General features: G+C 53.5%; 16 protein-coding genes. 9 read left to right on the forward strand and 7 right to left on the reverse strand.

Features of this window, described 5'->3' with window-relative positions:
* Positions 1 to 43 precede the first annotated feature (43 nt).
* The 3 genes from IEX86_RS08000 to IEX86_RS08010 are packed head-to-tail and all read left to right on the forward strand — an operon-like array spanning position 44 to position 3761.
* Positions 44 to 571 carry a (2Fe-2S)-binding protein gene (locus IEX86_RS08000; protein WP_188865605.1) on the forward strand — a complete coding sequence of 176 codons (528 nt, stop codon included), beginning with the start codon at positions 44 to 46 and terminating at the stop codon, positions 569 to 571.
* Positions 568 to 1557 (forward strand): FAD binding domain-containing protein, encoded by a 990-nt coding sequence (locus tag IEX86_RS08005; protein ID WP_188865606.1) that lies wholly within the window; start codon positions 568 to 570, stop codon positions 1555 to 1557. The genes IEX86_RS08000 and IEX86_RS08005 overlap by 4 nt, the downstream gene beginning before the upstream one ends.
* Entirely contained in the window at positions 1554 to 3761 is a 2208-nt protein-coding gene (locus IEX86_RS08010) for a xanthine dehydrogenase family protein molybdopterin-binding subunit (protein ID WP_188865607.1), read from the forward strand. The genes IEX86_RS08005 and IEX86_RS08010 overlap by 4 nt, the downstream gene beginning before the upstream one ends.
* Positions 3762 to 3823: 62 nt before the next feature.
* Here IEX86_RS08010 and IEX86_RS08015 read toward each other — a convergent pair whose 3' ends face one another.
* The 4 genes from IEX86_RS08015 to purM form a co-directional block, all read right to left on the reverse strand.
* Positions 3824 to 3994, reverse strand: a complete 171-nt coding sequence (locus IEX86_RS08015) for a hypothetical protein (RefSeq protein WP_188865608.1) — start codon at positions 3992 to 3994, stop codon at positions 3824 to 3826.
* Between the two features lie 219 nt (positions 3995 to 4213).
* Positions 4214 to 4930: a DUF3108 domain-containing protein gene (locus IEX86_RS08020; protein WP_188865609.1), complete on the reverse strand. Its 717-nt coding sequence runs from the start codon at positions 4928 to 4930 to the stop codon at positions 4214 to 4216.
* A 13-nt stretch (positions 4931 to 4943) separates the two neighbouring features.
* Positions 4944 to 5594, reverse strand: coding sequence for a phosphoribosylglycinamide formyltransferase (gene purN, locus IEX86_RS08025; RefSeq protein ID WP_188865610.1), 651 nt, complete (start codon positions 5592 to 5594; stop codon positions 4944 to 4946).
* The gene (gene purM, locus IEX86_RS08030) at positions 5594 to 6652 is read right to left on the reverse strand and encodes a phosphoribosylformylglycinamidine cyclo-ligase (protein WP_188865611.1); all 1059 of its coding nucleotides are present in this window, start codon (positions 6650 to 6652) and stop codon (positions 5594 to 5596) included. Before purM ends, purN begins: the two co-directional genes overlap by 1 nt.
* Positions 6653 to 6945: 293 nt before the next feature.
* On the opposite strand from purM, the gene IEX86_RS08035 reads away from it, so the two are divergent.
* The 3 genes from IEX86_RS08035 to hda all read left to right on the forward strand — a co-directional run bounded on the left by IEX86_RS08035 (position 6946) and on the right by hda (position 9904).
* A complete protein-coding gene (locus IEX86_RS08035; protein WP_188865612.1) occupies positions 6946 to 7995 on the forward strand; it encodes a DUF2066 domain-containing protein in 1050 nt (349 codons plus the stop codon).
* Between the two features lie 116 nt (positions 7996 to 8111).
* Positions 8112 to 9203, forward strand: a complete 1092-nt coding sequence (locus IEX86_RS08040; RefSeq protein ID WP_188865613.1) for an AI-2E family transporter — start codon at positions 8112 to 8114, stop codon at positions 9201 to 9203.
* Positions 9200 to 9904, forward strand: a complete 705-nt coding sequence (gene hda / locus IEX86_RS08045) for a DnaA regulatory inactivator Hda (protein WP_188865614.1) — start codon at positions 9200 to 9202, stop codon at positions 9902 to 9904. Before IEX86_RS08040 ends, hda begins: the two co-directional genes overlap by 4 nt.
* 35 nt (positions 9905 to 9939) lie before the next feature.
* Here hda and wrbA read toward each other — a convergent pair whose 3' ends face one another.
* Both wrbA and arsC read right to left on the reverse strand, forming a co-directional pair.
* Positions 9940 to 10542, reverse strand: a complete 603-nt coding sequence (gene wrbA / locus IEX86_RS08050) for an NAD(P)H:quinone oxidoreductase (RefSeq protein ID WP_188865615.1) — start codon at positions 10540 to 10542, stop codon at positions 9940 to 9942.
* Positions 10539 to 10892: an arsenate reductase (glutaredoxin) gene (gene arsC, locus IEX86_RS08055; protein WP_188865616.1), complete on the reverse strand. Its 354-nt coding sequence runs from the start codon at positions 10890 to 10892 to the stop codon at positions 10539 to 10541. The genes wrbA and arsC overlap by 4 nt, the downstream gene beginning before the upstream one ends.
* Before the next feature lie 117 nt (positions 10893 to 11009).
* On the opposite strand from arsC, the gene IEX86_RS08060 reads away from it, so the two are divergent.
* From IEX86_RS08060 to IEX86_RS08070, 3 genes are read left to right on the forward strand one after another with little or no spacing between them, the layout of a single operon-like run.
* Complete coding sequence (locus IEX86_RS08060; RefSeq protein WP_188865617.1) at positions 11010 to 12260, forward strand: YihY family inner membrane protein; 1251 nt, start codon at positions 11010 to 11012, stop codon at positions 12258 to 12260.
* A complete protein-coding gene (locus tag IEX86_RS08065) occupies positions 12257 to 12721 on the forward strand; it encodes a TlpA family protein disulfide reductase (protein WP_188865618.1) in 465 nt (154 codons plus the stop codon). The genes IEX86_RS08060 and IEX86_RS08065 overlap by 4 nt, the downstream gene beginning before the upstream one ends.
* Positions 12718 to 12993 carry an acylphosphatase gene (locus IEX86_RS08070; RefSeq protein ID WP_188865619.1) on the forward strand — a complete coding sequence of 92 codons (276 nt, stop codon included), beginning with the start codon at positions 12718 to 12720 and terminating at the stop codon, positions 12991 to 12993. Before IEX86_RS08065 ends, IEX86_RS08070 begins: the two co-directional genes overlap by 4 nt.
* 14 nt (positions 12994 to 13007) lie before the next feature.
* Here the strand turns inward: IEX86_RS08070 and IEX86_RS08075 are convergent, their stop codons facing one another.
* Positions 13008 to 13955, reverse strand: a complete 948-nt coding sequence (locus tag IEX86_RS08075; RefSeq protein ID WP_188865620.1) for a hypothetical protein — start codon at positions 13953 to 13955, stop codon at positions 13008 to 13010.
* Position 13956 lies beyond the last annotated feature (1 nt).

Genomic DNA, 13956 nt, shown 5'->3' on the forward strand with positions numbered 1-13956 from the left:
GAGTGACGCTCAGATCGCTCCCCTTTACGACCGTGAGGCCTTTATGAATGCGACTCCTGCTCGCCAGCTTCGGCCCGATGCCGGTGCTGATACCCATACGATTTCCCTGAATATTAACGGCAAGCAGCATGAGCTGGCTGTCGAGCCGTGGACGACATTATTAGATTTGTTACGTGAACATCTGGACATGACTGGCACCAAGAAAGGGTGTGATCATGGCCAATGTGGTGCCTGTACCGTTTTGGTTAACGGAACGCGTATTAACTCCTGTCTGAGCCTGGCCGTCATGCAGGATGGTGCAGAGGTCACCACCATTGAGGGGCTAGCCAATGGCGATGACCTGCATCCTATGCAGGCTGCTTTTGTTGAGCAGGACGCTTTTCAATGCGGCTACTGCACGCCTGGGCAGATCTGCTCTGCGATTGGCATGATCGCGGAGGGCAAGGCACAGACGCGTGATGAAATCCGTGAACAGATGAGCGGCAACCTTTGCCGCTGCGGTGCCTACAACAATATCCTCGCCGCCATCGAGCAGGCTATACCGGCATGCAAGGGAGGGCTTCGGGAATGAATCGCTTCAGCTATTCAAAGCCACAGCAAGTCAACGATGCCATCCAGCAATTGAGTGATACAGGCCGCTTTATTGCCGGTGGCACTAATTTGCTTGATCTAATGAAAGAAAACGTGGCCCGTCCCGACCAGCTGGTCGACATCAATGCCTTACCTTTACGGGAGATCGAAACGACTCAGGCCGGTGGCTTGCGTATCGGTGCATTGGTCAAGAACTCGACTGTGGCGTACCACCCTGACGTCGAACGCGTATACCCATTGCTGTCTCAAGCTATTCTGGCTGGTGCTTCGGCGCAGCTGCGCAACATGGCCTCCACAGGAGGCAATCTGCTCCAGCGCACTCGCTGCTATTACTTCTATGACATTGGCACGCCTTGTAATAAGCGCGAGCCGGGCTCGGGGTGTGGTGCGCTTAATGGTCAAAACCGCATCCATGCAATCCTGGGGCATAGCGATCAATGCATTGCCGTTCATCCGTCTGACATGGCTGTTGCCCTGGCTGCATTGGAAGCGACGGTTCATGTATCCGGCCCGGATGGCGATCGTGTGATCCCGATGAGCGAGTTTCATCGCCTACCAGGTGATACACCGCACCTGGATACCACTCTAGGACAGCACGAGCTCATTACTGCGGTTGAGTTGCCACCTAGAGGGTTTGCTGAAAACTATGCCTACGTGAAGATCAGAGACCGGGCATCTTATGCCTTTGCGCTGGTTTCTGTGGCCGCAGCGCTGGAGCTTAACGGCAATACCATAGGGACTGCCCGTATCGCCTTGGGCGGTGTTGCCCATAAACCTTGGCGTAAACCTGAAGCTGAAGCGTTGCTGGCAGGCAAGCCTGCCACTGAAGAGAACTTTCGAGCTGCTGCAGAACTGATCCTGCAAGGCGCACAGGGATTCGAACACAACAGCTTCAAGATTGAATTGGCCAAGCGCGCGATCGTTCGTGCCTTGAGCGAGGCTGCTTCAGGAGTGAATGCCAAATGACAGCTTATCTAGGAAAAGCCGTTTCCCGAGTTGACGGGCCACTCAAGGTAACGGGTAAAGCGCTTTATGCAGGTGAATTCGGTACTGCTGATCTCTGTACAGGTTATGTAGTCAACAGCTCTATCGCCAAGGGCCGTATCTTGAGTATTGATACTCAGGCAGCGCTCAGCGTTCCGGGTGTACTGGACGTCATCACTCATGAGAACCGTCCCGAGATAGCCTCGTATAACGAAAACTACACTGACATGGATGCAGCAGACGGCAAGCACTTCCGTCCACTCTATAACGATCGAATCTTGTTCAATATGCAGCCCGTTGCGCTGGTAGTGGCGGAAAGCTTCGAGGTTGCTCGTTATGCAGCTTCGCTGATCCGAGTGGACTATGAGGCTGAGCCGCATCAGGCAGACCTCTACGCTCAGCGCAGCAATGCCCACAAAGCACCGACACCCATGCCACCGGATCGGGGCGATGCTGACAGCGCCTGGGCAAATGCACCGGTTAAGATCGAGGCGGAATATCACTCACCCGCTGAGTTTCATAATCCGATGGAAATGCATGCCTCTACCGTCATCTACAGCACGGATGGCAAGCTGACCGTCCATGACAAAACACAGGGCGTACAAAATAGCGCTCAGTTCATTTCCAATATCTTTGGCTTGCCTGATGGAGATGTTCGTGTCGTAACGCCTTTCGTCGGTGGCGCGTTCGGTTCTGGTCTTCGCCCGCAGTATCAGTTGGTATTGGCGACCATGGCGGCGCTCAAGCTCAAGCGCTCTGTTCGGTTAGTCTTGTCCCGCGAACAGATGTTCTCATTTGGCCATCGTCCTGAAACCATCCAGCATTTCAGATTGGCATGTGATCGGGAGGGCAGGCTGGTCTCTACAATCCACGAAGTAATAGGCGAGACCTCAAGCTTTGAGGACTTTACCGAGATGGTAGTGGTCTGGTCCGCCTCTCTGTATCAGTGCCCTAATCTAAGGCTGGATTACAAACTGGCTCCTCTTGATCTCTACACCCCTCTGGATATGCGTGCACCGGGCGCTGTTCTGGGTATGTATGCACTTGAATCCGCCATGGATGAATTGGCCTATGCGGCCAACATTGATCCGCTGGAGTTTCGTATTCGCAATTTTACGGATATCGATCCGGCCTCCAACAAGCCTTACTCCAGCAAAGAATTGCTTGAGTGCTACCGGCAGGGTGCCGAACGATTTGGCTGGTCCAAGCGTAGCCAAGAGCCCCGTTCGATGCGTGATGGCAAGCAGTTGGTAGGTTGGGGCATGGCTACAGGTGTCTGGGAGGCCATGCAAAACCCTGCCAGTGCCAAAGCAGTAATCAATATTGATGGCAGCTTGGTGGTTTCCAGTGCGACAGCTGATATTGGAACTGGCACTTACACCGTCATGACTCAGATTGCAGCGGAAGTTTTTGGGCTGCCCTTGGAACAGGTGACGTTTAAGCTGGGTGACTCGATTCTGCCCAAGGCGCCTCTGGAAGGAGGCTCCTTTACCGTTTCTTCTGTTGGTTCCGCTGTTAAGCAGGCATGCGAAACCCTTCAACAGCAGCTGCTGGATCAGGCCAAGGAAGAGGATCAATCGCCCTTCAGCAACCTTGAATTGGACGGCGTCGTTTTCGAGGATGGCGAGATTTATATCAAGGCCGCACCTTCCGAGCGCGTCAAGATTGCCGATCTTTTGAAAAAGGGAGGCACCCCAAGCATGGAGGCTTCCGCTACAGCTTCTCCCAAGAAAGAACGGGACGATTACACGACGGCTACCCACTCTGCTGTATTTGTAGAGGTAAAAGTCGACGAGGACTTTGGCACCATTCAGGTCAGCCGTATGGTTAGTGCTATTGCGGCAGGGCGGGTGTTGAGCCTTAAGCCCGGGCGTAATCAAATTCTAGGTGGGATGGTCTGGGGCATCGGAATGGCCATGCAGGAAGAGGGCATGCTTGATAAGGATCTGGCGCGCTGGATGAACCACAATATTGCCGAGTATCACTTCCCTGTGAATGCCGATGTGCATGACCTGGACGTCATATTTGTTGAGGAGCACGATGAGGTCGTTAATCCGCTCGGTGCCAAGGGAATAGGCGAGATCGGCATCGTGGGTGTTGCCGCTGCTATTGCAAATGCGGTTTATCATGCAACAGGTAAGCGTGTTCGTGATCTGCCGATTACGCTGGATAAAGTCTTCGAGTAAAAGACTGAACGCAAAAAAGCCCGCTTTTAATAGGCGGGCTTTTTTATGGATACTGCTTTGTATCAACGCTGGTTTTCTTCTTCGATCTGCTCTTTGTAGGCGACCGCATCGGCTTGGGAATGATAAATGCCGACCAAGTGGCCTTCCTGGTGAACATCCCAGACAGACAAGCCTAGCGAACGGGCCTCTTGAGACATATGGTTTTCGTCACGCTCAGTCACTGTAATAGTCATTGTCTTTCTCCTTGGTTAAAAGGGCAAACAAGGCAGCTAGCACCCTGATCATTGATCAGTTAGCCAAAGAGACCAAGCTGCTTAATTGCAATAATCTGTTACATTTATAGCGACAATATGTCGCATGCTCGACTGGCGGCGTAGAGCCTGTTAAAAAAGCAGGCAATAAAAAACGCGTCTTACCATGCGATAAGACGCGTTCTAATAGAGCTTGATGGCTTAGCCTTGCTGACCTTTTACCGGCTTGCCATCAACGGAGCCATCTTCCAGCATGATCTGGTATTCCTTACCGTCGGTTTCCATCTGATACAGACGGACCAGCAGATAATCCCAGTTTTTGGCAAACCATAGTTCAGTCTTGCGGTTACTCTTGGTAGGGTCTCGCACGCGCTCAACCTTGATGGCATCGATCAGACCCACCTTGGTGCGTACACGCTCCTCACCAATTACCCGGAAGTCATACGTGTCGATTTCATCGCCATCGACCACCTGATAACTCATGCTTTTCTTACCGTCGGCTACATCATGCTGTAAGAGTAGCTGGTACGTGGATTTGTCTACCAGGCCACGATCCAGCGGCAGATTGACGGCATGACCTTTTTCGGAGCCAGTAACTTTCTTGGCAGTCCAGTCAAACGTCAGCTTGCTTTCACGGCTTTTGCCCAGGCCGTGCCGCGAGTAGTTGTAGCTTGTAGGAAGAAAGACTCCGCCCTCATAGCGGAACGTACTGGCTTCGGTCAGGCCTGCCACTAACATGGAGGCACTAAATTCAAGCTTCCAATTACCGTCCTGTTGTTGGGTCAGATGCCGCTCGGCTGAGCCGCTCATGGGCATCTGCTTCCAGTCGGCGGTGTAACTGGCGTCAAAGGGTTTAAGGTCGAACGCATGGGCAGGCAGGGCCAGCGCAAATGCGATCAGGCACAACAATCGTCGCATGGGGATGTTTCTCCTAGGATCGAATGACATGTCCAGTATCCGGCAACAGCTGGTCATCTAGTTCAGCGCCTCGTTCAGTCAAGCGCAGCCGCCCTTGGGCGAACCAGCTAACAGCCAGAGGATAAATCACATGTTCCTGTTCGTGAACGCGCTGTGCCAGTGTTTCCGCGGTGTCGCCGGCATGGATGGGAACAACGGCCTGTACGACTACTGGGCCGCCATCAAGCTCTTCGGTAACGAAATGAACACTACAACCATGCTCCAGATCACCTGCGTCCAGGGCTCGTTGGTGCGTACGTAGACCGGTATAGAGCGGCAATAGGGAAGGATGGATATTAAGCAGGCAGCCCTTGTAATGGGTTACGAAACGTTCAGTCAGAATACGCATGAACCCAGCCAATACAAGCAGATCTGGCTCGAAACGATCTATCAGTTCGATAAGAGCTGCATCGAACGCTTGACGATCAGTAAATTGCGTATGATCAAGAGCGTGCGCTTCGATACCTGCTTGTCGAGCACGCTCCAATCCATAGGCATCCGCGCGGTTGGAAACCACCGCGCGGATTTGGATAGGCGTATCCGGCCTGGCCGAGGCATCGATTAGCGCCTGCAGATTGCTGCCGGCGCCAGAGATCAAGACCACGACATTACAGCGTGCAGGCATTAGTGAGTCTTCAGGTTATTCAGCACAACGCGTGGCGCGCTTTCTTCGCAGGCATCGATCCGGCCAATTACCCAAGGTTGCTCGCCAGCATCACGTAGCGTGCTTAGTGCTTTTTCGACATGCTCTTGCGCGACGCAGATGACCATGCCAACACCACAGTTCAGGACCCGGTGCATTTCTGTCTCGTCTACGTTGCCCTGCTGTTGCAGCCAGTCGAATACGGCTGGACGCGTCCAGCTGTTTACGTCAATGACTGCTTGAGCTCCCTCAGGTAATACGCGTGGGATGTTTTCAAGCAGGCCACCGCCAGTAATATGCGCCATGGCTTTTACCGCGCCTGTATCCTTGATCAGCTTGAGCAATGGCTTGACGTAGATACGTGTCGGAGCCATCAGAAGATCGGTCAACGGCTTGCCTTCGAGCTGAATGGTCTCGATATCGGCACCGGCTACTTCGATAATCTTGCGGACCAGGGAATAACCATTGGAGTGTGGGCCGGAGGAGGGCAGCGCGATCAACGCATCGCCGGTCGCTACCTTGGAACCGTCGATGATTTCGGCTTTTTCCACCACACCTACGCAGAAGCCGGCCAGATCGTAATCTTCACCTTCGTACATGCCCGGCATCTCGGCTGTTTCGCCGCCAACCAGTGCACATCCAGCCTGCTCGCAACCTTCGCCGATGCCGGTGACTACCTGAGCGGCTACGTCAACATTCAGTTTGCCAGTGGCGTAGTAATCCAGGAAAAACAGGGGTTCGGCGCCGCAAACAACGAGGTCATTCACGCACATGGCAACCAGGTCGATACCAATGCTGTCGTGCTTTTTCAGGTTCATCGCCAGGCGAAGCTTGGTGCCGACACCGTCTGTGCCTGATACCAGAACCGGCTGCTTATAACCGGCCGGGATTTCACAGAGGGCACCAAAACCACCGAGGCCGCCCATGACTTCCGGGCGGGCAGTACGCTTGGCGACGCCTTTGATGCGTTCAACCAGGGCTTCGCCTGCGTCGATATCCACACCGGCGTCCTTGTAGCTCAACGAGGGTTGCTTGCTCATGAATCCAGGCCTTTTAAAAATGCTGCGAAACAGGCTATGCCGCGGGCACAGCTTTTGAGAGGCAGCGATTTTACCAGAAGCAATCGAGAAACGGCGGTTCCTGACGTTGCACTCTCTGCCATGATCTAACCTTGTCAGGCTTATTCAGCTTTTATTCAGTCACAAAGGACCCTTTAGCTGTAAAGCACGGTCTGATTTCATTGTGATGTTGCACATAACCTGTCCCCAGGCTTGCCGCCGGGCAGGGCGCCTTTTAAGGTATGCCTCTTCGTTCCTGCTTGCCGAGACTTTACATGCGCCGTTTTGCCTTTCTGCTTACGCTCTGCCTGCCCTTGCTGAGCCAGTCTGCTTCAGCAGCCTTGGTGGAAGGTCTTTACCAAGTACGCGAGCCAGTTACCTCCCAGCAACCCGCTGAGCGCGACGCTGCGCTGAGGCGCGCCTTGCAGGATCTGGTGGTTCGATTGACCGGTGATACAAATGCCGCCCAAAACGCTACGTTATCCGAGTCGGTCAAGAATCCCCAGCAGTTGATTACTCAATACAGTTTCGACGCAGGCCCGCCCGCGGTGCTGGTCGTTAACTTTGATCCTGTATCTGTTAACCGTGCCCTGACGCAAGCAGGTCTCCCTATCTGGGGGGCCAATCGCCCCTCTGTCATGGTCTGGTGGTTGAATGACTCTGATGGTGGCAGCGCTCTGGTTGGCGACAGCCAGCCTGCTGCTGCTCCGCTGCAACGGGCAGCCCAAGACAGCGGATTGCCGCTGGTCCTACCGCTGGCCGACCTTAGCGAACAGTTAGTAGGTACGGCTGAAAATATCGACTCCGGTAAACCAGACGCCTTGAGCGAGGCCTCCAAACGTTACAACAGTGATGTCCTGCTTGCTGTTCATGCCAGGCAGTCTGGTGGCTCATGGCAGGCTCAGTGGCGTATGTGGCAAGGAAGTAACTCGGCCCAAGGCACTGCTCAGGGGGCCGATCCTGATGCCTTGGCCAGCACCATTATGCAGGAGCTGAGTACGCGTCTGGCCAAGCAGTTCATTACCAAGCCAGGTTCTACCCAAGCACTGACACTGGTCGTTGATAACGCTAATTTCGAGCGCTACTCTCAACTTCAAAAGCTGCTTGAACCTATGGGTGCCCGGCTGCTGAAGGCAGAGAACGGGCAGCTTCGCTATCAGCTGACGGCTAATCCTGATCAACTCCATGCTCAGCTGGGGTTGGCTAATCTGGAGCAGTCATCTGCACCGGTTGATGCCAACGCACCTGTTGCTGCACCCGCCGCGCCCAGCGCCTCTCAATCGCCTGCATCCGCACAGCAGGTGCTTTATTATCGCTGGCATTGATCTGCCGCCTCGCTAAGGAATGGCGTTATAACAAGCAGATCCTGTAATTGATCCAAGCCGCCCGGCTCGCGTCTGGCGGCTTTCTTTATGCACGAATTATCTAGCGAGAAATAAACATGACGACACGCCGCTGGTATGTCATAGGCGGGCTGGCCGTTTTGCTGTGGTTGTTACATTCAGTACAGCCCATTCTGTCTCCCTTCTTGATCAGTATGTTGCTGGCCTACCTGGGTGATCCCCTAGTGGATCGCCTGGAGCGATGGGGGCTCTCCCGTACAGTGGCTGTGCTTGCAGTGTATTTAGCCTTTTTACTGGTTTTGCTGGGCATGCTGCTTGTTATCGTGCCTATGCTGGTTAGACAGTTCATCCGCCTCTATGAGCTGATGCCGGCCATATTGGACTGGCTCCAGTTCACGGCATTGCCCTGGATTCAAATAAAGCTGGGACTGGCGGATAGCTTCTGGCGCTTTGATCGCATCAAGGCAGTCTTGACCAGCCATCTGGATCGTACAGGCGATATCGTAGGTATTGTCCTTGCCCAGGCGACCTCTTCAAGCCTTGCCCTGTTGGCTTGGTTGGGGAATACATTATTGATTCCAGTCGTAAGCTTTTACCTGTTACGCGATTGGGATGTGATGGTTGGTAAGCTCAGAGGCCTGCTCCCACGTCGACACGAAGGCTTGGTGACACGGCTGCTCAGTGACTGTCATGAGGTGCTGGGCGCCTTCTTGCGAGGACAGCTCATGGTCATGCTTGGACTTGGGATCATTTATGCCGGCGGGCTGATGTTGGTGGGGCTTGAGCTGGGCCTATTGATTGGCCTGCTGGCAGGGCTTGCCAGTATCGTCCCGTATATGGGATTCGCGGTCGGTATCACCGCTGCCATGGCAGCCGGATTCTTCCAGTTTGGTCTCGACTGGTATCCCCTGTTAGGTATTCTCGCTGTATTTGTCTTCGGACAGATGATCGAGGGAATGGTGTTAACGCCACTTTTGGTTGGGGATCGTATTGGCCTGCATCCCGTTGCGGTCATCTTTGCTGTTCTAGCGGGTGGTCAACTGTTTGGTTTCAGCGGTATTCTTCTCGCGTTACCCGTGGCCGCCGTCTTGATGGTTGTGCTGCGCCATATCCATGATTTGTATAAACTTTCCGACCTTTACTCCAAGCCCGGTCAACCTAAATCCAGCGAGCCGCCAGACACGGCATGAAACCGATACAGTTACCCCTGGGTGTGCGTCTGCGTGATGACGCCACCTTTGCCAATTATTATCCCGGCGCCAATGCAGCGGCGCTGGGTTATGTCGAGCGCCTATGTGAGCTGGATGCAGGTTGGGCCGAAAGCCTTATCTACCTCTGGGGTACCGAGGGTGCTGGGCGTAGCCATTTAATGCAGGCTGCCTGTCTGCGTTTCTATCAAATGGGAGAGCAGGCTGTTTACCTGCCCATGGCCGAACTCTCTGGGTACGGAACTGCACTGTTTGAAAACCTTGAACAGTGTGAGCTGGTTTGTCTGGATGATCTGGATGCTCTGGCAGGTAAGCGTGAGTGGGAAGAGGCGATGTTTCACCTCTTCAATCGTGTGCGAGATGCAGGAAAGCGACTCTTGCTGTCCGGTTCCAAGCCTCCACGGTCTCTACCCATCAAGCTGCCGGACCTCAAGTCGCGGCTTACCATGGCGCTGGTCTTTCAGCTTCAGCCTCTGTCGGACGAAGATAAGCTACGTGCACTGCAATTGCGCGCCTCTCGGCGAGGTCTGCATCTGAACGAAGAAGTAGGGCGCTATATCCTGACACGCGGCTCGCGGAGCATGAGTTCCTTGTTTGACGTACTGGAGCGCCTGGATCATGCGTCTTTGCAGGCTCGTCGCAAGCTCACCATTCCCTTCGTTAAAGAAATCATGGATTGGTGAGTCGCGACCTATCTACCGCTATGCAACTAAGCGCATCAACGCTGTTGCTCTAATGTTCTGGCAGTCGTCGCAAGACGTTTGCCTAACGCGCGGCATAAAGCGATTTCATGCTCATCGAGTGCCCGCTTGCCATCCGTACCGGCAAAATGGCTAGCGCCATAAGGTGTGCCGCCCCCTTTGGTCTCAAGCAGTGCGCTTTCGCTATAGGGCAGTCCCGTTACCAGCATGCCATGGTGAAGCAGAGGCAAAAGCATGGAGAGCAGGGTGCTTTCCTGGCCGCCGTGTAGGCTCGCTGTGGAAGTGAAAACCGCCGCCGGCTTCCCTACCAGTTCGCCCGTTAGCCAAACGCTGTTCGTACCATCCAGAAAGTACTTCAGCGGCGCTGCCATATTACCGAAACGTGTAGGGCTACCCATAGCCATACCACTGCAGTGCCGCAGGTCATCCAGGCTGGCATACAGCGCACCTTCCTGCGGGATATCTGGGGCGGTCGCTTCGCATACAGTCGAGACGCTGGGGACGGTCCTTATACGCGCCTCCATGCCACCCATTTCTACGCCACGAGCAATCTGCTGAGCCATTTGGGCGGTAGCACCGTGGCGGCTGTAATAAAGCACTAAAATATAGGAAGCACTCACGGCAGTATCTCCAGGACTTTTTCGGGCGGACGGCCGATGACCGCCTTGTCGCCTACGATCAGGATAGGACGTTCGATTAGTTTGGGGTGGGTCGTCATCGCTTCAATCAGGCGTTCTTCCGAGAGGCCTTCATCAGCGAGGCCAAGGGCTTTGTATTCCTCTTCGCCGGTACGTAACAGCTGCCGCGTCGGAATATTCAACTTACGCAGAATATCTTTGAGCTCTGTTGGGGTAGGAGGCGTTTCAAGGTAGCGAACCACATGCAGGTCCAGCTTTTTTTCCTGCAGCAATTCGAGAGCACTGCGGGACTTGGAGCAACGAGGATTGTGGAAGAGTATCGATTCGCTCATTGAAAAGGTCGCATCGTTATGGAAGTGACAGCTATTCTAACGGGCCTCCGGTGGTCTGAACGAGCTTTGTACCGGGTAATTGGGTTCACGACGATTAACGCACGCTGAGGAAAGAAGATGCGTCAGCGCCTAAGCGATACATTTGAGTGGGGCCGTTTTCTGGTCAAACGGTTTCTGAGCGACAGAGCGCCCAACAATGCGGCCGCTCTGACATATACCACTCTGTTTGCTGTTGTCCCCATCATGACAGTGACGTTTGCAATGCTTTCGACTATTCCCGCCTTTCAGGGGACGGAGGAGCAAATACAGGTCTTTATTTTCCGTAACTTTGTTCCTTCGACAGGCGAAACCCTGGAAGAGCATCTGCGTGGGTTCATCGAGCAGGCACGCCATCTGACATGGCTGGGCGTTGCATTGTTGGCAGTGACATCCTTGACCATGCTCGTAACGATCGAGAAAACGTTTAACGATATCTGGCGGGTTTCTCAGCCGCGCAGGGGGATGTCCAGCTTCCTCTTATACTGGGCAATTCTTAGTCTTGGGCCGCTTCTCTTAGGTGCAGGCTTTGCCATTAGTACGTATATCGCTTCGCTGTCGATGATGTCTGGCCGATACGCAATGATGGGAACCGCTGTCCTGCTTAAGTTTATGCCGCTGCTCTTTAGCATGGCGGCTTTCACATTACTTTATGCAGCAGTACCTAATACGCGTGTTCCACTCAAACATGCCTTGGTGGGAGGCATCTTTACTTCGGTATTATTCGAGGCGGCCAAGTCGCTGTTTGGCTTGTATGTCATGTTTTTTCCGGGCTACAAGCTGATCTATGGTGCCTTTGCGACCATTCCGCTCTTTCTGGTTTGGATTTACGTATCCTGGCTGATTGTTCTTTTCGGCGCTGAGCTGGTTTGCAATCTTTCATCATCCAAGCAATGGCGTCGGCAGCCGATACCAACCTTTCTTGTGTTATTAGGGGTGCTTCGTGTCTTTCTGGATCGCCAGCAGACAGGTTCCTCGCTTGATCTCGTCGAAATCCAGAAAAGCGGTTGGAAACTACCTGAAGATCAATGGCAGCCGATCCTTGATTTTCTCAAGAAAGAAAAATTGGTGTGTCATGCCAGTAATGGCAAATGGGTACTGTGCCGTGATCTCAATACATTCACACTGACGCAACTGATGGAAAAGAGCCCATGGCATCTGCCGGGCCCGGATCGTCTTCCCGCAGTCGAACGCTGCACAGGCGACTGGTATCCTCCCTTGGTTGAGGCGCTTAAGCAGCTTCATGACCAACGAGATCGCCTGCTGGGCGGCAGTCTCGCTCAGTGGTTAAAGCCTGAGCCCAAATCAATTCCTCTTATGGAGTCAACGTGATTACCAAAGCATTACGTGTCGGCCTGTTCGCCGTTAGTTTGTTGCTGGTAGCCTGTGCGCCTGACCACGGGAACGATCAGTATGGACACAAGATTGACAGCGCTCAGCTTGAGGGGCGGTGGTTGGTTATTAATTACTGGGCAGAGTGGTGTGGGCCTTGTCACAAGGAGATTCCTGAGCTCAACGCCTTGGCTAAAACCAATCCCGAAATAAGAGTACTAGGCGTTAATTATGATCATCTGGAGGGGGATTCCCTTCTTAAAAGTACGGAAAAGATGGGTATTCAATACACCGTTTTCCAGGATGATCCAGCTACGCTTTTTTCGTTGCCTGTTAGTAACGTACTCCCGGCTACTTATCTGGTTGACCCGCAGGGTCAGTATAGAGAAAAGCTTGTAGGCGAACAGACAGCTACAGCCATACAGGCACGTATCGCTGAATTGGAGAAGAAAGGGCAGTGAGCAGGCTGGCAAAGCATATTTACGTCGACGGGGTGGTGCAGGGCGTTCATTACCGGGAAAGCACCCGGGAAGAGGCGGAGCGTCTAGGCATCACTGGCTGGGTAAAAAACTTGAGCGATGGACGTGTCGAGATAAAGGCAGAAGGAGAGCCAGAAGCGCTGGAGCAATTTCTGGTATGGCTTCATCATGGTCCTGCCCATGCACGTGTTAATCAGGTAGCAATTCAGGATCATTCCCTGTTAGGTCTGAATGACTTTATAGTCCAGCGCTAAGGTTTTACGGATGCTTACTGCGTAATTGTCCTGTGTGTTCCGGTCGCTTTGGCTAGTGCCTCAACAAACTCTTTTTGCAGATCCGGATCATTTTGGCTTAGCTCAATCAGATTCTGTTCCAGCTCGCTGGATTCTTCCTCCAGCCCTAATTCTGATAAGCGCTTTACGCGATGAACCCAACGGGAAACATCATCCTCCTCAAGGTCATCATAAATAAGCTCATGAGCTTCCAGGAGCTTGCTGCGCAGGTTACGGCTTACGGTAAGCGTACGCTCGGCCCTGGCATTGTCTTCAGGAGCCGTAACGCTAATATCGAGCTTGCCAACTCCGCTGATGTCCTGGCCTGCAAAAGGATCTTCAAGAAGATTCAAGCGCAAAAAGCCGTTTGGATCAGTTAGCAGCTCATAGCGAGCCTTGCCTGCTCTGATCTCAACAGGGCGCTCCGCCCATGGGAGGCTGGTGTACTCCACTCGCTTGTCGAGCTGCTTCTCATCGATGCTGGCCAGGTTTTGCTCGGAGCGGCCGTTGGACGCAACGTTCATGAACGGATTAAGTCCATCCAGCCCGTATACGACCAGTCCATGGGTCGCGCTTTCAGGAAGGCTGCCGAGAAGGGGGACATTAAGTATATTGGCGCCTATGCCTGCCACTAGCGTCACAGCGCCTAGCGGGATCTCATAAAGCTCCCGCCAGGGCTGATAAGGTGTATACCGATCGTAATGGCGCGTGACTTCAAAGTCCGTCACTTCATACTGGTGTTGATCAAGTACCTTTATACGTCGCTGTGGTAACTCAAGTACCTCTTTTTCGCCAGCATTGATCTGCAGGCTGTGTTCAATCAGCTTACGATCGACACGTTCCTCATGCTCACTGCGTTGCGGTAGATGATTGGCGCAACCAGAAAGCACCGTCACGCCGGCCAGCGTGACGGGAAGGAGAAAAGAAGTACTTCGTACAGGCATG

Source organism: Pseudomonas asuensis (assembly GCF_014646755.1).
Lineage (GTDB): Bacteria > Pseudomonadota > Gammaproteobacteria > Pseudomonadales > Pseudomonadaceae > Chryseomonas > Chryseomonas asuensis.